Origin of the sequence: Prevotella sp. P3-92 (assembly GCF_002251205.1) — a bacterium.
Taxonomy (GTDB): domain Bacteria; phylum Bacteroidota; class Bacteroidia; order Bacteroidales; family Bacteroidaceae; genus Prevotella.
The window spans coordinates 21257-42185 of record NZ_NPJE01000050.1 but is presented as its reverse complement, the minus strand read 5'-3'; the positions used below and the strand labels follow the sequence as shown (position 1 = coordinate 42185).

The following is a 20929-nucleotide window of genomic DNA, read 5'->3' as shown; positions in this document are numbered from 1 at the left end:
ATAATCCTTTAATACACTCAAACGGAATTGATCGTCAAAATGACGAGCTGCTCTACGTTCCTTTTTCATCATTTACACTGTTTTTTAATTGTTAAAACGGTGTAAAGTAAATCTGTATTAAGTCATTCCAGCATGCTGTGGATATGCTCTTGATGTGGTACGGATATTCCTTTGGATAGCAAATCAATTTGTTTTCCTTGGCAAATCAATTTGTTTTCCTCAGCAAATCAATTTGAATTCCTCAGCAAATCAATTTACTTTGCTGAGAAAAATGATGTTTATTGCGGTGCAAAGTATTGAACGCGAGATTGATACATGGCGTTTGTGTGATGTCTGGCAAATAGCTGTTCAGCTGACAGATTAGTGAGGTATTGCCTTTTGTCGGCAATCAGCATCTGGAAGGATGACTTTTGCGGGATGAGGCATGATAGGAGATTGCAGCGTCTGATCATGCCCCTGGGCAGTTTATCCCAGTGAGATATTCTCCACCTCAACGGGTTCGTGGAGAAACAGTTGAGCCGACTCTTTGAAGCGATCGGGGTTCTCAGTAGTGAGATAATGCACATGTCCGCCTTTTGTGCAACGCTGTTCCATGTCGGGATGGCGATCAAAATACTGGCGGAGCGACTCTGCCACATATTCCCCCTGTGATACGATACGCACGCCACGGGGTATGAATTTATTGATTTTAGGCAGCAGCAAAGGGTAGTGGGTGCAACCTAAAATAATGGTGTCAATCTGGGCATCGAGGCGCAACAACTGATCGACACGCTTCTTCACAAAATAGTCGGCACCGGGAGAATCGGCTTCGTTGTATTCTACCAAAGGAACCCAGAAGGGACATGCCACACCCGAAACCTTGATGTCGGGGAATAATTTGTGGATTTCCAAGTTGTAGCTCTCGCTTTTAATCGTTCCTTCGGTGGCAAAGATACCCACGTGGCGAGTCTTGGTCAGTGTTCCCACCACTTCGGCAGTGGGACGGATGATGCCCAAGACACGGCGGTTGGAATCTATCAGCGGCAGGTCTTTCTGCTGAATGGTGCGCAGGGCTTTGGCTGAAGCGGTGTTGCAACCGAGGATGACCAAATGGCAACCACGCTCGAAAAGACTGATGACAGCCTGGCGGGTAAACTCATATACCACGTCAAACGAACGTGTGCCGTAAGGCGCACGGGCATTGTCGCCCAGATAGAGAAAGTCGTACTGGGGAAGCAACTGGCGGATTCCATGCAGAATGGTTAGTCCGCCATAGCCGCTGTCAAAGATGCCTATAGGGCCTGGATTACTGGGCAACATCGGTAATGACGCTTATCGCAATGCAGTTTTCACAGCCTCGGTCACGTCTTCACCCATCATGGGGTGGGTCCATGCCACAGCCTGTTGGTCGGTATTGATGATAAAGGCAAGGCGACGCGCTATGCCGACACGACCCATGGCTTCGGCAATACGCTTGCGAAGAGGTGCCTCTGCCTTGGCTTTTGCCTGTTCCAAGAGTGCCTGACTCTCTTTCTTGAAGGTGATGTTACGGTTGAGCAAGTCTTGAAGTTCGCTTTGGCGCTTCTGCAAAATAGTCAGTGGCATATCGCGCTGCGTATCGAGAAACTCCTCGTACTTCCGGTTGAACTCGTCTTCTGCACGTTTCTGTTCGGCTGCATACTTCTCGTTGAGCTGCATCATGCTGGTCTCAACGGTGGCATATTCATTCATGCTGTGGAGCACGGCATCATAACTGAGATAGCCATACTTCAGGGTGTTGCCATCTGTTGCTACATCCTGGGCAGAAACAGTTAAAGGTAAAAAAGCAAAAAGGCAAAAAGGTAAAACCCATTTTACCGCATTTTTTACCATGCTGTCAAATATCATCTTTTTCATAAGTTTCTGTTGTTTTTATCTTTTTACGTTTTTACTTTTTTACCTTACACATTGTTTATTTCAGTCCGAGCTTGGCTTTTACCTGGGCTGTTACATCAGTAGAAAGGGTTGTGCTGATATAGGGCACGCCACCCTGAACATCCATGATATAGACATAACCACCAGCCTGTCCGACAGCCTTGATGGCGTCGAGAACCTTCACGTTGATAGCCTGAAGCTTCTCACCCTGTGCCTTGTCGAGGGCCTGACGGTTGTCCTGATAGCTCTGCTGGATCTTCTGATACATCTCCTGAAGCTCCTGCTCACGACGCTGCTTGATGTTCTCTGGAAGGTTGGCCTGCTCCTTTTCGTAAGCCTGTGCCTTCTTCTGAAGCTCATCCTGCATGCTCTTCAGATCAGCCTCGTATTGTTTGGTGAGGGCCTCGATCTCGGTGCGAGCCTTGGTAAACTCAGGCATGGCCTGGATGATTTCCTGTGTGTTGAGGTGACCGAACTTCTGTGCGAATGTTGCCAGAGGGGCAAACACCAACAACATTAAAATAAGTTTTTTCATTGTTTAATTGTTTGTTTAGTTATTATTGTTTCTTTCTGTTTTATTTTGGGGTTAGCGTGTGGAACCCAAACGCGACAGTACATCGTCGGAAATATCGATGCGGGGAGATCCGTAGATGATACCCGAATCACTCGCACGGTCCAATACCAACTGATAACCGCGTGATTCTGCTACATCGCTCACAGCGTTATATACCAGTTCCTGAATAGGAGCAATGAGTGCGTTGCGCTTCTTGAAGAGTTCACCGTCGGGTCCGAAATACTTCTTTTTAAGTTCGGCAGCCTCGCGCTCCTTCTTCATGACAGCGTCTTGGCGCTCCTTCTTCTGTTCTTCTGAAAGGAACACGACGTCGCGCTGGTAGTTCTTGTACATGCTTTGTGCTTCTGTCTGGATGGCTTCCACCTCTGCCTGCCACTTCTTGGAAATCTGTGTCAGCTGTTCGTTAGCACGCTCGTAGGCTGGAATGTTCTTGAGAATATAGTCCATATCGAGCAATGCAAACTTCTGTGCAGTGGCACTCTGGGGCAGGAAGATCATGATGGCTGCAACCAATAGTGCCTTGGCGGCGAGTGCCATCAGTAGGGTTTTGCCCATTGTCTTGTATTCTTTCTTCATATCAACAGTCTCCTTTCTCTAGGTTTTATAAGGTTAGAACTCTTGTCCGAGAATGAAGTGGAACTGGCTGCCGCCCTTCTGGTAGCTGCCGTTGTTATATACCTTGTCAAAGCCATAAGCCCAGTCGATACCCATCATACCTACCATTGGGAGGAAGATGCGGACACCCAGACCGGCAGAACGCTTCATGTCGAAGGGATTAAACTTCTTGGTATCTACCCATGCGTTACCGCCTTCAAGGAATCCAAGACCGTAGATGGTGGTGTTACCCAACATGAATGGATAGCGAAGCTCCAGGGTGAAGCGGTCGTAGGCATAGGCATTATAGTATGCACTCGTGCCTGCAAGATAGGCTGCGGTGTTTGATATCGAACCGTTCTCATAACCGCGCAGACCGACGGTCTCTTCGGCATAACCGGTAGAGTAGCCACTCATACCGTCACCACCCACATAGAAGGTTTCGAAAGGCGACTTCTTGTCTTTATTGTAGGAGCCCAACAGACCGAGTTCGACACGGGTCATCAGCACGAAACACTTCTGACCGCTGGTCAACGCAGTATAGGTCTTTGACTTAAACTTCCATTTGTGGTATTCTATCCAACGGTATTTCTCCTGCAATTCACGCTCGTAGGCTGCTGAATAGCGGTCGGTGGCGAGGGTGGAATAGTCTTTGTGGTCGAACAGAGACCATGGTGGAGTGAGCTGTACGGATGCTGAGAACTCTGATCCCTGACGTGGGAAAAGCTGGTTGTCGATAGATGTACGTGACAGCGTAATACCGAGGTTGATGTTGTTACAGTTACCGTTGCTGATGATAAAGTAACTCCAGTCGCGCAGCATATAACGGGTGTATGCCAACTGCATTGACAATTGGAAATAGTCGTCGGGCCAGCGCAAACGCTTACCCCATCCCAATGCTACACCGAACATCTCAATATACTTATCGTCGTCGAGCATAGCGTCGTAGTTGTGACCGAAGTCGTTGTACGAACCAAAACCATACATGTAGTTGAGGTAGTTGTTATAGTAGCTGTTGTTGCGGTAACTGCTTGAAATATCGCTCTGCTTAGAGAAGAAGGCGCTGACGTTTAATGCATTCGGGCGCTTGCCACCAAACCATCCGGTGCTGTAACCTGTAGAGAGCGAGGTATAGTAGCGTCCGTTGGTCTGCAACGACAGTGACAGTTGTTCGCCATCACCGATAGGCATGATACCACGGTGCATCTTGTTCTTACCAAAGAGGTTGCGCATGGAGAAGTTGTTGAGCTTTATGCCGATTCGACCGATTACACCAGTCTGTCCCCAACCCAGTGAGAATTCAAGTTGGTCGTTAGACTTCTGTTCCAATTCCCAGTTGATATCCACGGTGCCGTCCTCATAGTTAGGCTTGATATCTGGGTTGATGGTCTCAGCATTGAAGTATCCCATGTTACCAATCTCACGGGCAGAACGCATCACTGCATCTCTAGAGAAGAGGTCACCGGGCTTGGTACGCAACTCACGGCGAACAACTTCTTCATAGAGGCGGTCGTTACCATAGATGCGTACAGCATTGATGTGAGCCTGCTGGTTTTCGGTGATACGCATCTCAAGGTCGATAGAGTCGCCCACGATATTGACTTCGGTGGGGTCGAGCTGATAGAAGATGTATCCGTTGTTCCAATAGTAGTTACCCACGGCATCTTCATCTTCTTTCAGACGTTTGTTCATCAGTTTCTGATTATAGACATCGCCCTTCTTCATGCCCAAGGCATTGTTGAGGAAGTCGCTGGTGAGTACTGAGTTACCCACCCATTCTATATTGCGGATGTAGTATTGCTGACCTTCATCCACCTTGATATATACGTTGACGTGCTTCTCGTCTTCGTTCCATACCGAGTCTTCCAAAATGGTGGCATCGCGATAACCGAGTTCGTTGTACTTCTCAATCAGGTTTTTCTTGTCGGTTTCGTAGCGTTCAGGGGTGAACTTCTTGGCTTTGAAGAAGTTTTTGAACTTGCCGGCTTCGTGTATCTTGGCAAAGGCTCCGTTCTTAAAGAATGTACCTGTAATCTTGTTTCTCTTGAGTTTTTCGTTGCCTTCGATGATGATGTGGCGCACCTTCATCTTGTCTTTCTTGTCGATATCAACGTCAAGAATCACCTGATCCTTATTGGATACATCGTCGCGCTGAAGGATGCTGATTTCCGCGTTCTTATATCCTTTATCGTCAAAATAGCGCTTGGCGAGAATCTTTGCACGGTCTATCATGTTGGGCGTAATCTGGTTTCCCTTCATAATACCCAGCTTGTTTTCCAAATCTTCGCGTTCGCTCTTCTTCACACCATTATAGTTGATGCGGCTTACGCGTGGGCGAGTGCCGAGATGGATGCAGAGATAAATCTTTGAACCTACGATAGAGTCGGCAGTGATAGCCACTTTCGAGAACAGTCCGTGACGCCAGTAACGCTTCACAGCATCGGTGATTTCAGAACCTGGTACACTGATGACTTGACCTACGGAGAGTCCTGACAGACCTGTCAGCACATAGTCTTCGTAACCTTCTACGCCTTTTACAGCTATACCGCCAATCTCACAAACACGCGGTGTGCCTGTATAGGAGATTTCGGGATTGGTAATCACATCCTGTGCTTTAACAGCGGCAGGAAGGAAGAGTATGGTGCAAAGCAGCATCATGCACTTTGCCATGTCTGTCAATTTGTTGGAATAGAATATATTTCTCACTTTACTAATTATTTCCGTTGTTATTTCTCTTCATTTTCCACCTGTGCTTCGGTCTTGCCAAAACGACGTTGGCGCTGTTGGTAATTGGCAATGGCTTCGTGCAACGCTGCTTCATCGAAGTCGGGCCAGAATGTATCACAGAAATACAATTCTGAATAGGCTATCTGCCACAGCAGATAGTTGGAGATGCGCAATTCTCCGCCTGTACGTATCAGCAGTTCGGGATCTGGCATGAAATTGGTTGCCAGATGCTGGCTGATGGTGGTGTCGTCGATGGCATCAACAGACAGGGTGCCTTGTTTCACTTCTGTTGCGATATCACGCATGGCTTTGGTGATTTCCCATTTCGACGAATAACTCAACGCTACTACCAAGGTCATGGTAGTATTGTTGGCAGTATGCTCTTCGGTCTCGCGTAGTTTCTGAACGACAGACTCTGGCATTCTTGATACATCGCCAATGACGCGGAAACGTACATTGTTCTTCATGAAGAGTTCGTCTTCGAGCGATGTGAGTATCAGTCCCATCAGTGCTGCAACCTCGTCAGCAGGGCGGCTCCAGTTCTCTGTAGAGAATGTGTATAGTGTCAGATACTTAACTCCCAGTTTGGCAGACTCCGAGGTGATGCGTTTTACAGCCTCTACACCGGCTTGGTGTCCATAGCTACGCTCTTTACCTCGCTGTTGTGCCCAACGCCCGTTGCCATCCATGATAATGGCAATGTGCTCAGGGATGCGTGTCATATCCAGTTGCTTGTTCATAGTCATTTATATATCGTTGTTACACGTTTTGCATTTTCTCCAGATGTCGTATGTCAGTGACAACCGCAGGTGGCTGTAACCATCGGTATTCTTGAAGAGTCCACTGCTCTTGATGCCGTATGGATCTGCCACACCGTCGATTTTATCGCTGGTTGTGAAGTGTATGGTCCATTCCATTGCGACATTGGTACGGTCGCCTATCTTGTATTTCACACCTGCGCCAATTGGCATGTTGACAGCTGCTTCTGTCTTTTCCGGTTTTGCGATGGTGGCTCCGATACCTATATATATATAAGGTGTAAACCGTTGCGCTCCCCGATATTCATGTCCTGTGCCGTAGGGCCAGAAGTTATATTCATACCTCATGCCTATGTCTGCCACCGAATGTTTGAAGCTCATGGGCTCCAAATCCGGGTAGTAGGTGTTGGCATGGGTTGACGATCCTTTCAGTTGTCCCCAACTGATATTGGCAGCCAGTGCCATGCGTGGATTGAGGCGATAGCGTCCTACGAGGGTCAGCATGGGTTGCTGGTTGCGTAGCGGATTGCCGTTGAAATCGCCTTCATAGGCCACCAGTCCTATTGCCCCGCCTATCTCGGCTCGATATTCGGGAGCTTCCTGTGCACTGGCATGTATGGTCAGTGTGAGGAGAACCAGTGTTTGCAGTATCTTTCTCAAAGATAGTTTCGTTCTTTTACCACGCCAGTTTGTTGAGTCTGCCGCGCCATACTTCGCCGTTTACTCCGCCGAAGAGCCAGATATTCACACCGTCTGATGTGGCGGCATAGCGTGTGGTGCTGGTATCGAAATCGTTTGGCAGTTGGTAGTACTTGTTCTTTTTCCAAGTGATACCGTTGTCGCGCGACTGGTAGATATAGGTAAAATTGCCATTCACCGTACCGATGGCGAGTACGCCGTCATCGTAGGGCACCAGTGTGAGGTTGTCGAGTTGTGGCAGTTCGTATCTGTTGCCGTCGGCTTCCATATATACCCATTGTCCTGGCTCGCTATGATAGTTGTATTCTGCAATCTTTCTCCATACCACGGCAGCTTTGGCGTTTGCTGTACTGTTGCCTGCCATAACGACATAGTCGGTAGAGTCTGCCATGTTCATTGGATAGCATGTCGTGGCGACTGGTGCAGTGGGTAGGAGTGATGCGCTTGCGTCGATGGCATCGGCTTGCCATTGGTGTCCACCGTCGCGTGATACCATGAGTTTGTTGTCGGCAGTCATGCCGTAGAGTTCTTTCTTGCTTGCACCGATGAGTTTGGCAATAGCTGTTGTCTCGCCAATCTCGTCCCATCGGCTACCGTCGGCAGTGCGCAACAGCATGTTGCCGTTCATCATGTAGATAGAATCTGCATTTGCCACGGTTTGTTTGTATGCTCCTGCGGTCAGCGGTGTGTTGATGTTGGGAGTGAGTGTAGTCCATTCGTTGCCATCGGTGGTGGTATAGCCAACGGTAGTGCCGCCATCGTTGCCGAATACGAAGATGCGCTTGCCCAATACCATGGCCTTCATGCCAGAGAGTGCTGCCAACTGGTTGTTGTCAGCCATTTGTTTCCATCCAAAGGCATCGCCGTCTTCTTGGTGGACATTCACTTTGATGGTGTATTTCTGATACGACATACCATCGGTAGCATAGACACGGGCTTCGCGTGGTTGCGAAAAGTCGATGCTGTCAGATGAGGTGTAGAATTTCAGTGAGTCGTTGTTGAGGTTTTTGATGACTACTATGCCATTGTTCTTTGTACCTATGGTGCATACCACCTTTGACGCATCAATACCCAAAGGCAGTGAGTCGGGGTTGAAGATGACGTGATTGATCTGGTCGATGTTGAATTTGTAGCTTGATGCTGCTACGCTTGTCTTGTAGATAGAGTCCTTTCCTGCTGCTGTTGTTGTGTGCAGATAGCGGTTGAGTGTGCCCAAGGTAAACGACGTGATTGCGGCGTCGTTATAATATACGGCCTCATCATCGTTAGACTTCAGACATGATGTCAAAACAGCTATGACCAACAGCATGCATGCTGCATTTACGAGTTTTTTCATTTGAAATATTTCAATTTTGGATGCAAATTTACTCACAATTCTGCAAATAGCGTCATATTTGGTGCTTTTATTAAGTAAATTATATGATAATGTGACATATTTTAGAATTTCTAAACATAAAAAGAGTGTGACATGAATAGCTCAAGTCGCACTCTTGTTGTTAACGGACATTCGTGTGTGTCAATGTTATTAGGCACATGACAGCCGATATTGCCACAGTCGCCAGAATGGCCATTGTGTGTAAATCAAACATAATTAATTAGAATTCTTGTCTATTAGTTCCTATATAAATCTTTTACCTTTATCTCTCAATTGCGGGTGCAAAGTAACTACATTTCTTTCAGATGACCATCGTGTAGAGGTCTTTATTTTGTCGGTTTGCTATGTTTCTTTGACTTCTGTCAATTTCTGATAGAAGGTGTATAACAAAAAAAGGCCCGTTTCCATGGAGGAAACGAGCCATATTTAGAATGAATAGACGGGTCTATTAGAGTTTTGGACCAGCAGCTACGAGAGCCTTACCAGCCTCGTTGCCCTCATACTTCTTGAAGTTCTTGATGAAGCGGGCAGCCAGATCCTCAGCCTTCTTGTTCCACTCTGCAGCGTCAGCGTAAGTGTCGCGTGGGTCGAGAATGTTGGTGTCAACACCCTCAAGCTGTGTGGGAACTTCGAAGTCGAAGTAAGGAATCTTCTTGGTAGGAGCGTTCAGGATAGCGCCACCGAGGATAGCGTCGATGATACCACGAGTGTCGCGGATAGAGATACGCTTGCCAGTACCATTCCAACCAGTGTTTACGAGATAAGCCTTGGCACCGCTCTTCTCCATCTTCTTCACGAGCTCTTCAGCATACTTGGTAGGATGCAACTCGAGGAATGCCTGACCGAAGCAAGCAGAGAAGGTAGGAGTAGGCTCGGTGATACCGCGCTCTGTACCAGCCAACTTAGCGGTGAATCCGCTGAGGAAGTAGTACTTGGTCTGCTCAGGAGACAGGATAGATACTGGAGGCAGTACGCCAAATGCGTCGGCTGACAGGAAGATAACGTTCTTGGCAGCAGGACCTGCGCTACGACCGTTCACCTTCTTCACGATCTTCTCGATGTGCTCGATAGGATATGATACGCGGGTGTTCTCAGTTACGCTCTTGTCTGCGAAGTCGATCTTGCCGTCGGCAGCAACTGTTACGTTCTCGAGCAGAGCGTTGCGCTTGATAGCACCGTAGATATCGGGTTCGCTTTCTTTGTCGAGGTTGATAACCTTTGCATAGCAACCACCTTCGAGGTTGAATACGCCTTCGTCGTCCCATCCGTGCTCGTCGTCACCGATAAGCAGACGCTTAGGATCGGTAGAAAGAGTGGTCTTACCTGTACCAGAGAGACCGAAGAAGATTGCGGTGTTCTTACCTTCCATATCGGTATTGGCTGAGCAGTGCATAGAAGCAATGCCCTGGAGAGGCAGGAAGTAGTTCTGCATAGAGAACATACCCTTCTTCATCTCACCGCCGTACCATGTGTTGATGATGCACTGTTCGCGTGAAGTGGTGTTGAAGGCTACGCAAGTCTCTGAGTTGAGGCCGAGCTCTTTGAAGTTCTCAACCTTAGCCTTAGAGGCATTGTAGATAACGAAGTTAGGTTTGAAGTTCTCCAGTTCCTCTTTGGTAGGCTGGATGAACATGTTGGTAACAAAGTGTGCCTGCCATGCTACTTCAACGATGAAGCGTACAGCCAGACGTGTTGCCTCGTTGGCACCGCAGAAAGCATCAACTACGTAGAGCTGCTTGTTGCAGAGCTCCTTGATAGCGATATCCTTAACTTTTGCCCAAACCTCCTCGCTCATGGGGTGGTTGTCGTTCTTGTATTCTTCGGTGGTCCACCAAACCTTATTGTGGCTCTGTGCATCGTCAACGATGTACTTGTCCTTAGGAGAACGTCCGGTGTAGATACCAGTCTTTACGTTTACTGCGTTGAGCTCAGTGTTCTGACCTTTATCGAAACCAGTCAGTCCTGCCTTTGTCTCCTCTTCAAAGAGAAACTCATACGAAGGATTGTGAGCGATCACGGTTGAGCCTGTGATGCCATACTGTGTCAAATCTAACTTTGCCATAATAATGAAAAATATTTGAGTTTGAAATTACTATTATCCGTTTTACGGCGCAAAGTTACAAAGAATTCCGAATTTACTGGTCGGCTTTTAGTTTTTTTAGCGTTTAGATGGGCCATTTTTTGGTTAAAGTAGTTAAAAATGGGTGGTCTCGCAAATAATTGTCACGCTGACTTTGCAAAATTCCGCGAACATTTCTTATCTTTGCGGTCAAAAACCGAAGCAATCTATGAAAATTATCAATTTCGATGAAGAGAACAGCGTGATGCACCTCTATATGGCTGAATTGCGCGACAAGAATCATCAGCGCAACCGTCTGTTGTTCCGTAATAACATCAAGCGTGTGGGTGAGTTGATGGCTTATGAGATATCTAAGACGTTCGATTACAAGTTGAAATCTGTTACCACACCGTTGGGCATTTGTGATATTCAAGTGCCTAAAGATGAAATTGTTATAGGTACTGTATTGCGTGCGGGCTTGCCTTTCCATGAAGGATTCCTTCAGGTGTTTGACCGTGCAGAGAATGCTTTTGTGTCTGCCTATCGCATGTACACCAACCGCGAGCATACCGAAGTGGGCGTTCATACCGAGTATATGGCATCGCCCAGCATTAAGGGCAAGACTTTGATACTTGTTGATCCGATGCTGGCTACAGGTGGTTCGATGGCTGCTGCCATTGAAGCGCTTTGCAAAACAGGTAAGCCTCGCAAGATACATATCGCCAGTGTGATAGCTACACAAGAGGGAATTGATACCATTCGTCCTGTGTTGCCCGACGATGCCACTGTTTGGTGTGCCGCCATTGATGCCGGAATGAATGAACACAAATATATCATTCCTGGTTTTGGCGACTGTGGCGACCTTTGCTACGGTGAGAAATTATAACCCTTTGGCACCATTGTCTGCATTGGACAATGGTGCTTCTATCTTATAGTTTGGCGTGCTACGCAACCGATAGGTGCGTACTCATGGCATCGGCAGTATTGCCACACGTTGGGAGGTGTGGCAATACTGCTTACACCTATTATATAATTATAAGAATGGGGGGTGGTGTGAATGGACGTTGTGATTAAAATCTTAAAACTCCCCCGATGGTGCTCCCTCGCATACACGTTTACGGATGTGTGATGTCGCGAAATATCGAACATCGAATATCGGTTTGATGTAATATACAGTGTTGCAAATGTAGCGTTGCAAAAATAGATATTTTGCAACGTGCACTGTAACGCTTTGTGATACAGTGAATTTGCACAGTGTTATGTTTGCATTTAATGGTGAAATATTGCAACGTGTAGCGTGATATGATTTTGGTTCATGTGTTGTATCTTTGCAGTCGAGAATGACAATCATATATTATCACCATTTAAATAGTAACAACAAAATTTAAATAGTAACAACAAAATGCTCACAAGGACCCCATCCACACTCACATTAGTGACGACTTTGCGTTGTACAGCCTCATGTAAGGAATGTTGTTTTGAATGTAATCCTTCAAGGAAACAACGCATGTCGTTAGATGAAATGAAAAGGTATTGCCAAGAAGCGATACAATCTTTTCCCTCTATTAAATTAATAGTATTCACAGGAGGGGAGTGCTTCTTATTAGGCAAAGATTTGTATGAAATGGTATCATATGTACATTCCTATGGGTTAAAGTCGAGAATCATTTCAAATGCTTTTTGGGCTAATTCCTATGATGCTGCGTATAATTGCTTGAAAAAACTTAAAGATTGTGGTTTGACAGAAATAAACTATAGTACAGGGGATGATCATCAAGAATATATTCCTATTCAAAACATTAAAAATGCGGTAAATGCATCACTTAATCTTGAAATAATTACATGTGTAAATATAGAAACAAGAAATGATAGAAATTTTGGTGTTGCAGATTTTATTTCCGATGATGAGATAAAAAAACATTTATCAATAAACCGTGGACAATTTCGGGTAATTGCAGGAATGTGGATGCCTTTTACAGAGGAAGCGCTTAAACAATTACCACACAAAGATAAGGGAACATATACTATTCAGTGTGGTCGTTGTGAGAATCTATTTGAATCTGTTAATATTATGCCTGATGGAAAAATGATCGCTTGTTGTGGTCTGGCTTCCAAATATATGAAATATTTGCACTTGGGATCAATGTGTTCTGGAAAAGTTAAACTTTTATATGACAAGCAATTTAATGATTTTTTGAAGTTATGGCTTTTTGTAGATGGTCCGTATAAAATATTGGAGTTTATAGAAAGAAAAAAAATAGAAGTGCCAGAATTGAAATATGATAGCCATATGTGTTTTTACTGTGCATGTTTGTTTAGTAATCCAGATTATATGCATATTGCTCAGAACTATTATAAAGAGAAATATGATAACGTAATGATGAAGTATTTTTTAATCCATAAAAATAATTAAAGATGAAAAAAACAAATACAAAGTTTACAAGGATACTATCTTGGACATTATCCGGAAGTGTTATTGCTAGTTCTTGTTCTGTTCCTATACAAGATGATAAACCTTGTGTTAAAAAGATTCAAGTTGAAAGTGAAGGGGAATCAGCAATTCCTATAATGCTTAGCGATCATGAAAAGAATTATATATCATATTTGTCAAGAATTGCTTCAAAAATGATTAAAGAGCCAGCTTTCGCAAGAGAATTTTGTAAATCACCAGATCAATACCTTTTAACTCGTAGTGGAAATGAGGGAGGAACTTCCGAATTGGATAGAGATTTATTAAAAGTTACGACAGCACTTGGTGACGAACAGATTTGTCAAGCGATTTTGAATAATGATATTAATGAGTATTTATTGTTGATGTATCAAAAAGGTTATTTGGATGACAAAGCTTGTCTCTATGGTGGAATATTGACAGATGAACAGAAACAAATAATACTCAGTAGTCTAGGAATGGATCAGGAAAACTCATTTATAGTTCCTGTTGTTGCAGTTGTTGCTATATTTTATGCAGCTGTTATTGCAGTTTCTTATGTGGGAGTAGGATATACAGTTGCTGTTGGAGTAAATGCAGCCATTGGTCTTACTGTAGCAGCGTATGTTGCTGCGTGGACTTCTGTGGCTGGTACATCAACTGATATTGTGAGTAAAGATGATTTTGAAGTGTGGCTTTTGAAACACGAAGATGATAATATCGCTTTACCATATGACGAAATGAGAGATGCTATTGATGGAGCAGTTTCTGTGTATGCAGAAATGGCAGAAGAACAGAATAAAATTCTTGATGTCGATAGATTGTTAAAGACTATAAATCTTAATGTATATAAAAATATAGAAAAATTATCAGAGGAGGACAGTAATGAGTAAGAAATACAAATCGAAAGTTGATGTTGCAACTTATATTTTAATAGTTTCAACAATTGTGGTGTTGCTAATGCCAATAGTTATAGAAACGGTAACATGGCTGGAAGTAGTAATATCTGCTATTCCTGGTATCTTTATTTTAGATATAGTTTTCTTTACCGATTATACAATCACCAATGAGAAGCTTGTTGTGAGGTGTGGACATCTCATCAGGTGGCATATTTCTATTTGCAAGATAACGAATATTAGCTCTACTCGGAGTCTGCTGAGTGCTCCGGCTCTTTCTATTGATCGTATCATTATCAAATATGGTAAATATGACGAGATAGTGATTTCACCATGTCGAAAAGAAGAATTTATAAGTGACTTGAAGACTATTAATGATAGGATTGTCGTGTGACAATTATTCGTCATTTTGTGTGTTATTGTTCTTTTGGGACGATGGCACTTTTGTTCCTTGTTTGATGCGTGAACGATACGAGCGGATGGTGGTTTGACTTATGGCCATAGCACGGCGAAGTTGACTGTCTGAGAATCCAGAGTGGTCTAAATATGCGAATAGGATATTTCGTGATGTAAATTGCGGATTACGCGCTTTTAAGCAATCAATAAAATCAGAGTCAAGTGTGTGACAATAATTTATAGCATCGTCGAAGTCGGAACGTGTCCATCGTATGGTTGTGCCTCCTTTTTTGATATCTTCCATCAACAATTGACCATTGTATAGTGATAATTGTTGTTGTGGTGTAACGTCTCTATCAGTCTTAGTTTCATCCTTATTTGTTTTTTCTCCCTGTCGCAAGGCCGTTATCAGTTTTCGTAATCTGTCAATTTGTGATATGGCATCATCATATTTCTTATGCATACGATTGTTGCGGCGATTGACCATAAGGAATGCGCTAAATGACATGAGTGCTATGATGAATGTGACGTAAAGTATGATATAGAATATGAAGCGACTGGTGAAAGAATGGAGCGTGTTGTCGTATTCTTGTTCTACAGTATTGATGTTTGTATTGTTGGCAATATGATTGATGGTGTCTTGAAGATCCACTATATGAATTGCTGTTTGGCATGCCGATTCGTAATCTTTTAGCTCAAATTGTAATGTATAAAGTTGTTTTAAAACCTTTAAACGGATGGTATTGTCTGTAGAATATAGTGCTTTCTTCCAGTATTCTATGGCTTTGTCCGTTTTCCCTTGCTTATGATATAGTGTGGCGATATTTTGAAGAGCAAGAATCTTGGGGTGAATTGCCAACGACTTTTCCAGATAATGACGAGCTGCAATAGTATCGGTATTGGTTAACCATCCTCCAACAGCAGCATAAAATGTGGCTCGTTCATATACGGGAATGTGAGATAATCCTTCAATGCTTCGTTTAAAATAATAGTCTGCAGAGTCTGGCATCTGCTTATCAGCGTATGCCATGAAAAGTTGCATCATTGAGAGTTGTACTTCACGAGGACTTCCTTCTGTATAGAAATCTGTTAGGGCAAGCCTACCGTATTTTAGAGCCGTGTCATAGTTGGATTGGTCTTGATAGAATGAAGCCATTGCTAAGTTTAATTGTCCCGAAAGTTTTTTGGAAATGTGGTATTTCTTAAAATTGAATGATGCAAGTCTTGCCCATGCATAAGCCTCTTTTTTATGATGAAGCGAGGCTTCTATTTTAGAAAGGCAAAGGTAGCAACGTATCATCTTGTCCATTTCGAAGTGGTTTTCAAAAATACCACAAGAAGTCTCAAGGTGTTTTGCAGAACTGATAAATAGTTGTAATCGCAGTTCGCTCTCATGTTTCAGCAACCAGTAGTATGCTTTATCCTCATCGTCACGCATGCTTTCTGGCTCCAGTTTCTCAAGTGCAGCGTATGCTTTCTCTACTTTGTCATCAGTCAGCATACTATCGATTTGCTGCAATTGTTGTTGTGTTGCACTTTTTTGACAGCCCATAAGGAGCATTCCTGCGAGCAATACTATCAGTACTTTTCTCATTCTGTTCTTGTATTATCTGATGCAAAAGTAGCAATAAATTCTCTTTTTCTATTTTGTTTTGACAAAAAAGTTGGATGGAAAGCGTTGCAAATAAGGTGTTGCAGAATCTGGTATTTTGCAAATGCCTGTAATATATATAGTTATCTTGGTTATGGATAGTGTGTTCAAAGATAATTGCAGCATCGAAAAGTTTCTTATTTAAATAATTGTTTGTACTTTTGCATGGCAGTATAAATGGGATATTAATAACACGACAATGATAAGAAAACTGGAGAACAATACATTTTTATATTTAATGGTATCTATTGTCATGGGCGTGGTTAGTGTCTGTGCCATGCAGTTATCGTTATGGTTGGCAGCGGTCATAGGATTGGTGACAGTGATTTTTATAGGCCTTACGCCCTTTTTGATAAGAGTGGCGCGATCGAAAGACAGTAGTTTGTGGGGTGATTCGATATGGTTGCTTTCTGCCATTTATTTGGCAGGATTTCCTTTCCAGAATCTATCGTCTTTTGGCCCCAATCTATATACGTGTATCTTTGTTGGTGTGCTGTGTATTGTTTTTACTGATATTGCACTATGGTTGCGCAAACAGATAGATATGCAGCGTATTACTATGCAAAGGTTCGTTTCTCGCGAATTACGCCTTGATTATTGGCAAGGTTTTGTCTTTTTGTTTTGGACAGGTTATGACGTTATAGAGGCTGGTGCCATTGTTTCCACTTATCATGTTGTCATCGTAGTTTTGACGATTATTGGAATGGTAAGACAGTTTCATGTCAAGTATTGATGACCTCTGTGGACTTTATGTCAATGCAGCCGAACAGTTTGTGAGATTCGCAAAAAGTGAGAAGCGTGTACTTGAGTTCACCCAATCTGCCGATTTGTAATGATAGCTCCCGAAATCGTAGTAGAGCAAATCGTGGTCTATCCTGATAACTCCCGTTATAGTTCCTTTGGTAACGGTTTCTCCTTGTAGGCTTTGTCAGGAAGAAGTGGTGGAGGTCGTGTGTTCCTCTTTGTTGCGCACAAGGTGCTCATGCTCAAAAAAATAACAATAATTTTGCAGTTTCAATTATTTATAGTAATTTTGCAATCGGTTAGCAGAGCGCTAACTAAGGGGTGCTACCTACTCGTAGAAGAGACGGAGGCTGAGAACATACCCATAGAACCTGTACAGGTAATGCTGTCGTAGGAATTTTCCTTGGACTACGTTCTTTCCCCCTTTATATAGTTTAAGGTTTATAACAAACATTCAATGAAAAGATTAAACAGGATTGCATTCAGTGTGGTGTGCTGTGTTTTTGCCAGTCAAGCCGTATGGGCACAAGCCACAATCGACACCGTCAAGGTGCACCAGCTGAATGAGGTAGTAGTAAAAGGTGTACGTGCAGCCAAAGAAGCTCCTTATGCCGTAGCCAACATTAAGAAATCAGAACTCCAGCAATTTTCTCGTACAGGAAAGGAACTCCCATTCCTCCTTTCGCGCACACCCGGCATCCTTGCATGGGGTGAGAATGGATTGGGCACTGGTACCAGCTATATGCGTATTCGTGGTGCTGCAGGTAGCCGCATCAATGTCACCCTCGATGGTGTAGCCCTTAACTCTCCTGAGGATCAGGCCGTGTTCTGGGCCAATATGAACAGCTATGCCGCTCTTTTGGGTAGTGTGCAGATTCAGCGTGGTGTTGGTTCATCTACCAATGGTGATGGAGCCTTTGGTGGTAGCATCTCTATGGCTACTGCTTTCCCATCGCTTATCCCTACCGCAGAGGTGACAGGTTCGTTTGGTAGCTTCAACACCTATAATACAGGTGTCAGCTTCTCAACAGGTTTGTTGGGCAAACACCTGATCTTCGACGGTGCCTATCATGAGACCGCTACCGATGGCTATATCGATGGAACATCAGGACGATCAGGTTCTTACTATGGTGGACTGACATGGCTTGCTGACAATTTCAAGGTGAGCTACAAGAATATCGGCAACTTTGAAAAGACCGGCCAGGCATGGAATGGTGTGCTCGCCAGCGACTATGACACCAACTTCACGTTGATGAGCGATGGTATCTATACCTATAAGGATATGGATGCTGCTGGTCTCGGGAAGTTCAATATCCTGACAGCAGGATTGGTGCGCAACGGCAAGGGCGACTATACCATCGTGCCTTACACCATGCGTGATGGTAGTCTTTGGAACAAGACCACCGACAATTTCTATCAGAACCACAATATCCTTTCTGCTGTTTGGACTCCCAACGACCATTGGAGTCACAACTTTGCCGTACACTACACCTATGGTTATGGCTACTACAACGAGTTCAAGAGCCAGTCGAAATTTGCTAAGTTTGGTCTCACCTTCTATGATGCAGACGGCAATTTCGTAAAGCGTTCCGACTTTGTGCGCAAGAAGGGGCTGACCCAGCACACCTATGGCATCGTGTATAACACCAACTACAAGGATGAACACTGGGATGTTATTGGCGGATTGAACCTTCAGCAGTTCCGTGGCAACCACTGGGGCTATCTCACCTATATTGCCAATCAGGCAGCAGAAAACCAGTTCCTGGGCAGCAATGGTCAGTATAAATACTATGATTCTGATGCCCATAAGTATGACTATAGCGCCTTTGTTAAGGCCAACTATCGTTTTGCCGACAACTGGAATGTATTTGCCGATTTGCAGTTCCGTCGTGTAGAATACAAGACCGATGGTGTCAACGATAAATTTGTGGAGCAGGCTGACGGTACCTATAAGAACCAAGTATTGGACATCAACGAGAAGTTCAATTTCTTCAATCCCAAGGCAGGTATCAGCTATACCAACAATGGTCATAAGGCCTATGCTTCTGTAGCTTACAGTAATCGCGAACCTGAGCGCAACAACTATACCGACAACTACAACTATCCATTCCCAGAGCAAGAGAAGTTGCTCGACGTAGAGTTTGGCTATCAGTATCAGGGCAGCAATTGGCATGCCGGTGCCAATTTCTACTATATGGGTTATGACAACCAGTTGGTACAGACCGGTCAGCTGAGCGACATCGGTGAGGCACTCACCACCAATGTGAAAGACTCCTATCGTATGGGCGTAGAGCTCACAGCAGGATGGGCACCCTTGTCATGGATGTCGTTGGAAGGAAATGCCAGTCTGAGCAAGAACAAGATCAAGGATTTCGACGAGTATGTAGATAACTGGGACGGTGATCCATTGAAGATCCACTACGACAATTCAACCTTGTCATTCTCACCTTCTGCCATCCTCAACGGCTTCATCGACCTCCACTATGCAGGATTCTCTGCCACATGGCATACCAATTTCGTCAGCAGTCAGTATCTCGACAACTCCGAGAGCAAAGACCGTTCACTGCCTTGCTATTCACAGAGCGACCTCAGCATCAACTATGGTTCAAAGGTTACCAAGGCATGTGGTATCAAGTATGTGACCATCGGTTTCGATATCAACAATATCTTCGGTCGTTGCTATGCTCCTTCTGGTTTCGTATGGTACAATGCTGTTAGCGAGAGTGCCGGCTATACCAAGGATCATCGTCTGAGTGCCATCAGCTATATTCCTATGGCAGGCACAACCTTCATGACCCATCTGACATTGAAATTCTAATCATGTACGACTATATTGCCCTACATGGGCTTGACATACTGACCACGATACTCGGTTTGATATATATCTGGCTGGAGTATCGGGCCAGTATTTTTCTTTGGATAGTAGGCATCGTGATGCCCGCCCTCGATATCTGGCTCTATTGGCAGCACGGACTCTATGGTGATGCAGGAATGGCTACCTATTATACTTTGGCAGCAGTCTATGGCTATATCGTATGGAAATGGGGACACGGCGAGAAGCGTACGCTTCCCATCAGTCACATGCCCCTACGCCTTTATCTGCCAGTCACGGTGTTCTTCTTTGCAGCGTGGGGAGCTACCTACTATATACTCATCACCTGGACCAATTCTACCGTTCCTGTACTCGATGCCTTCACCAATGCGCTGAGTTTTGTGGGCCTATGGGCATTGGCACGCAAATATATGGAGCAATGGTTCTTTTGGATTGCAGTCGATGTGGTATGCACGTTCCTCTATGTCACCAAAGGCATTCCCTTTAAGGCAGGACTCTATGGACTCTATGTTGTGATTGCCGTAGCAGGATGGTTTAAGTGGCGTCAACTGATGCATCGCCAGAATCATCAAGGCCAGCAGTCACCCTCAACCTCAGAAGCATGATGATGTCGCAATTCTTCTTTCGTCCCGATGCCGTTATCCTTGCCAATGGTGTGTTTCCCACCCATGCCATACCGCTCGGAGTGCTTCGTTCTGCTCCCCATGTGGTTTGTTGCGACGGATCCATTGCCCATTGGCCCGATGCTGATGTTGTAGTGGGCGATGGTGACAGCATTCCTTCGCAGTATCGCTCACGGTTGGCACGGATTACCGAACAGGAAGACAACGACCTCACTAAAGCCACACGCTATTGCTTGGACCACTATCAGCCCTCCATCAGTAATCATTGCCGTTTGCGCTTAGCCTATCTTGGTGCTACTGGAATGCGTGAAGACCATACCCTTGGCAATATCGCCTTGATGATGCGCTATTACCGTCAGATGAATATCGAACCCCTGATGTTGACCGATTATGGATGGTTTGTTGCAGCAGAAGGTCGTCAAACCTTTGATAGTTTCGCAGGCCAGCAGATCAGTATCTTCAGTTTCAATACCACTCGACTCACGTCAGAAGGCCTTCGTTGGTCTGCCTATTCCTATGAAGAACTGTGGCAAGGCACGCTCAACGAATCCTTAGGAGCCCGTTTTACCCTTGATGCCGATGGTTGCTATTTGGTATATCGCACTTATGATGCCAAATAGATAGAATGACGGCAAATATACCTTAAAAATCACTAAAAATCCAGTCTTATTCGGTCTTT

The 20929-nt window shown here is 44.6% G+C and carries 18 protein-coding genes and 1 riboswitch; of the genes, 8 read left to right on the top strand and 10 right to left on the bottom strand.

Going from position 1 to position 20929, the window contains the following annotated elements:
* Positions 1-465: 465 nt before the first annotated feature.
* The 9 genes from murI to pckA all read right to left on the bottom strand — a co-directional run bounded on the left by murI (position 466) and on the right by pckA (position 10682).
* Positions 466-1299, bottom strand: a complete 834-nt coding sequence (gene murI / locus CIK93_RS07440) for a glutamate racemase (RefSeq protein ID WP_094447036.1) — start codon at positions 1297-1299, stop codon at positions 466-468.
* A 12-nt stretch (positions 1300-1311) separates the two neighbouring features.
* Entirely contained in the window at positions 1312-1875 is a 564-nt protein-coding gene (locus CIK93_RS07435) for an OmpH family outer membrane protein (protein ID WP_254046762.1), read from the bottom strand.
* 55 nt (positions 1876-1930) lie between these two features.
* Positions 1931-2428 carry an OmpH family outer membrane protein gene (locus tag CIK93_RS07430; RefSeq protein WP_094389870.1) on the bottom strand — a complete coding sequence of 166 codons (498 nt, stop codon included), beginning with the start codon at positions 2426-2428 and terminating at the stop codon, positions 1931-1933.
* Positions 2429-2479: 51 nt separating this feature from the next.
* Complete coding sequence (locus CIK93_RS07425; protein WP_254046763.1) at positions 2480-3004, bottom strand: OmpH family outer membrane protein; 525 nt, start codon at positions 3002-3004, stop codon at positions 2480-2482.
* Positions 3005-3076: 72 nt separating this feature from the next.
* Positions 3077-5731 carry an outer membrane protein assembly factor gene (locus CIK93_RS07420; RefSeq protein WP_094447037.1) on the bottom strand — a complete coding sequence of 885 codons (2655 nt, stop codon included), beginning with the start codon at positions 5729-5731 and terminating at the stop codon, positions 3077-3079.
* Positions 5732-5787: 56 nt separating this feature from the next.
* Positions 5788-6528, bottom strand: a complete 741-nt coding sequence (locus CIK93_RS07415; RefSeq protein ID WP_094389882.1) for an isoprenyl transferase — start codon at positions 6526-6528, stop codon at positions 5788-5790.
* 6 nt (positions 6529-6534) lie between these two features.
* A complete protein-coding gene (locus tag CIK93_RS07410) occupies positions 6535-7206 on the bottom strand; it encodes a DUF6089 family protein (RefSeq protein WP_094389867.1) in 672 nt (223 codons plus the stop codon).
* A 16-nt stretch (positions 7207-7222) separates the two neighbouring features.
* A complete protein-coding gene (locus tag CIK93_RS07405) occupies positions 7223-8581 on the bottom strand; it encodes a DUF6242 domain-containing protein (RefSeq protein WP_094447034.1) in 1359 nt (452 codons plus the stop codon).
* Between the two features lie 487 nt (positions 8582-9068).
* The gene (gene pckA, locus CIK93_RS07400; protein ID WP_094389865.1) at positions 9069-10682 is read right to left on the bottom strand and encodes a phosphoenolpyruvate carboxykinase (ATP); all 1614 of its coding nucleotides are present in this window, start codon (positions 10680-10682) and stop codon (positions 9069-9071) included.
* A gap of 226 nt (positions 10683-10908) precedes the next feature.
* On the opposite strand from pckA, the gene upp reads away from it, so the two are divergent.
* The 4 genes from upp to CIK93_RS07380 all read left to right on the top strand — a co-directional run bounded on the left by upp (position 10909) and on the right by CIK93_RS07380 (position 14397).
* Complete coding sequence (gene upp / locus CIK93_RS07395; RefSeq protein WP_094447033.1) at positions 10909-11565, top strand: uracil phosphoribosyltransferase; 657 nt, start codon at positions 10909-10911, stop codon at positions 11563-11565.
* A gap of 621 nt (positions 11566-12186) precedes the next feature.
* The gene (locus tag CIK93_RS07390; protein WP_094447032.1) at positions 12187-13092 is read left to right on the top strand and encodes a hypothetical protein; all 906 of its coding nucleotides are present in this window, start codon (positions 12187-12189) and stop codon (positions 13090-13092) included.
* A 2-nt stretch (positions 13093-13094) separates the two neighbouring features.
* Positions 13095-14000: a hypothetical protein gene (locus CIK93_RS07385; protein ID WP_094447031.1), complete on the top strand. Its 906-nt coding sequence runs from the start codon at positions 13095-13097 to the stop codon at positions 13998-14000.
* A complete protein-coding gene (locus tag CIK93_RS07380; protein WP_094447030.1) occupies positions 13993-14397 on the top strand; it encodes a PH domain-containing protein in 405 nt (134 codons plus the stop codon). Before CIK93_RS07385 ends, CIK93_RS07380 begins: the two co-directional genes overlap by 8 nt.
* A 3-nt stretch (positions 14398-14400) precedes the next feature.
* On the opposite strand, the gene CIK93_RS07375 is transcribed toward CIK93_RS07380, so the two are convergent.
* A complete protein-coding gene (locus CIK93_RS07375) occupies positions 14401-15993 on the bottom strand; it encodes a tetratricopeptide repeat protein (RefSeq protein WP_094447029.1) in 1593 nt (530 codons plus the stop codon).
* Between the two features lie 256 nt (positions 15994-16249).
* Here CIK93_RS07375 and CIK93_RS07370 point away from each other — a divergent pair, with 256 nt between their 5' ends.
* The 4 genes from CIK93_RS07370 (at position 16250) to CIK93_RS07355 (ending at position 20870) form a co-directional block, all read left to right on the top strand.
* Positions 16250-16783, top strand: coding sequence for a hypothetical protein (locus CIK93_RS07370; RefSeq protein WP_094447028.1), 534 nt, complete (start codon positions 16250-16252; stop codon positions 16781-16783).
* 318 nt (positions 16784-17101) lie between these two features.
* A riboswitch (TPP riboswitch) is annotated at positions 17102-17208 on the top strand.
* 43 nt (positions 17209-17251) lie between these two features.
* The gene (locus CIK93_RS07365) at positions 17252-19612 is read left to right on the top strand and encodes a TonB-dependent receptor (protein WP_094447027.1); all 2361 of its coding nucleotides are present in this window, start codon (positions 17252-17254) and stop codon (positions 19610-19612) included.
* 2 nt (positions 19613-19614) lie between these two features.
* Positions 19615-20232, top strand: a complete 618-nt coding sequence (gene pnuC / locus CIK93_RS07360; protein ID WP_094447026.1) for a nicotinamide riboside transporter PnuC — start codon at positions 19615-19617, stop codon at positions 20230-20232.
* Positions 20229-20870 carry a thiamine diphosphokinase gene (locus CIK93_RS07355; RefSeq protein ID WP_094447025.1) on the top strand — a complete coding sequence of 214 codons (642 nt, stop codon included), beginning with the start codon at positions 20229-20231 and terminating at the stop codon, positions 20868-20870. Before pnuC ends, CIK93_RS07355 begins: the two co-directional genes overlap by 4 nt.
* Positions 20871-20929: the final 59 nt, after the last annotated feature.

Excerpts from the sequence above, each read along its gene's own strand:
- CIK93_RS07380 (WP_094447030.1), top strand. The coding sequence starts at position 13,993 with ATGAGTAAGAAATACAAATCGAAAGTTGATGTTGCAACTTATATTTTA.
- CIK93_RS07375 (WP_094447029.1), bottom strand. The coding sequence starts at position 15,993 with ATGAGAAAAGTACTGATAGTATTGCTCGCAGGAATGCTCCTTATGGGC.
- CIK93_RS07355 (WP_094447025.1), top strand. The coding sequence starts at position 20,229 with ATGATGATGTCGCAATTCTTCTTTCGTCCCGATGCCGTTATCCTTGCC.
- CIK93_RS07390 (WP_094447032.1), top strand. The coding sequence starts at position 12,187 with ATGTCGTTAGATGAAATGAAAAGGTATTGCCAAGAAGCGATACAATCT.
- CIK93_RS07430 (WP_094389870.1), bottom strand. The coding sequence starts at position 2,428 with ATGAAAAAACTTATTTTAATGTTGTTGGTGTTTGCCCCTCTGGCAACA.
- CIK93_RS07365 (WP_094447027.1), top strand. The coding sequence starts at position 17,252 with ATGAAAAGATTAAACAGGATTGCATTCAGTGTGGTGTGCTGTGTTTTT.
- CIK93_RS07405 (WP_094447034.1), bottom strand. The coding sequence starts at position 8,581 with ATGAAAAAACTCGTAAATGCAGCATGCATGCTGTTGGTCATAGCTGTT.
- murI (WP_094447036.1), bottom strand. The coding sequence starts at position 1,299 with ATGTTGCCCAGTAATCCAGGCCCTATAGGCATCTTTGACAGCGGCTAT.
- CIK93_RS07415 (WP_094389882.1), bottom strand. The coding sequence starts at position 6,528 with ATGAACAAGCAACTGGATATGACACGCATCCCTGAGCACATTGCCATT.
- pnuC (WP_094447026.1), top strand. The coding sequence starts at position 19,615 with ATGTACGACTATATTGCCCTACATGGGCTTGACATACTGACCACGATA.
- pckA (WP_094389865.1), bottom strand. The coding sequence starts at position 10,682 with ATGGCAAAGTTAGATTTGACACAGTATGGCATCACAGGCTCAACCGTG.
- CIK93_RS07370 (WP_094447028.1), top strand. The coding sequence starts at position 16,250 with ATGATAAGAAAACTGGAGAACAATACATTTTTATATTTAATGGTATCT.
- upp (WP_094447033.1), top strand. The coding sequence starts at position 10,909 with ATGAAAATTATCAATTTCGATGAAGAGAACAGCGTGATGCACCTCTAT.
- CIK93_RS07435 (WP_254046762.1), bottom strand. The coding sequence starts at position 1,875 with ATGAAAAAGATGATATTTGACAGCATGGTAAAAAATGCGGTAAAATGG.
- CIK93_RS07385 (WP_094447031.1), top strand. The coding sequence starts at position 13,095 with ATGAAAAAAACAAATACAAAGTTTACAAGGATACTATCTTGGACATTA.
- CIK93_RS07420 (WP_094447037.1), bottom strand. The coding sequence starts at position 5,731 with ATGGCAAAGTGCATGATGCTGCTTTGCACCATACTCTTCCTTCCTGCC.
- CIK93_RS07425 (WP_254046763.1), bottom strand. The coding sequence starts at position 3,004 with ATGGCACTCGCCGCCAAGGCACTATTGGTTGCAGCCATCATGATCTTC.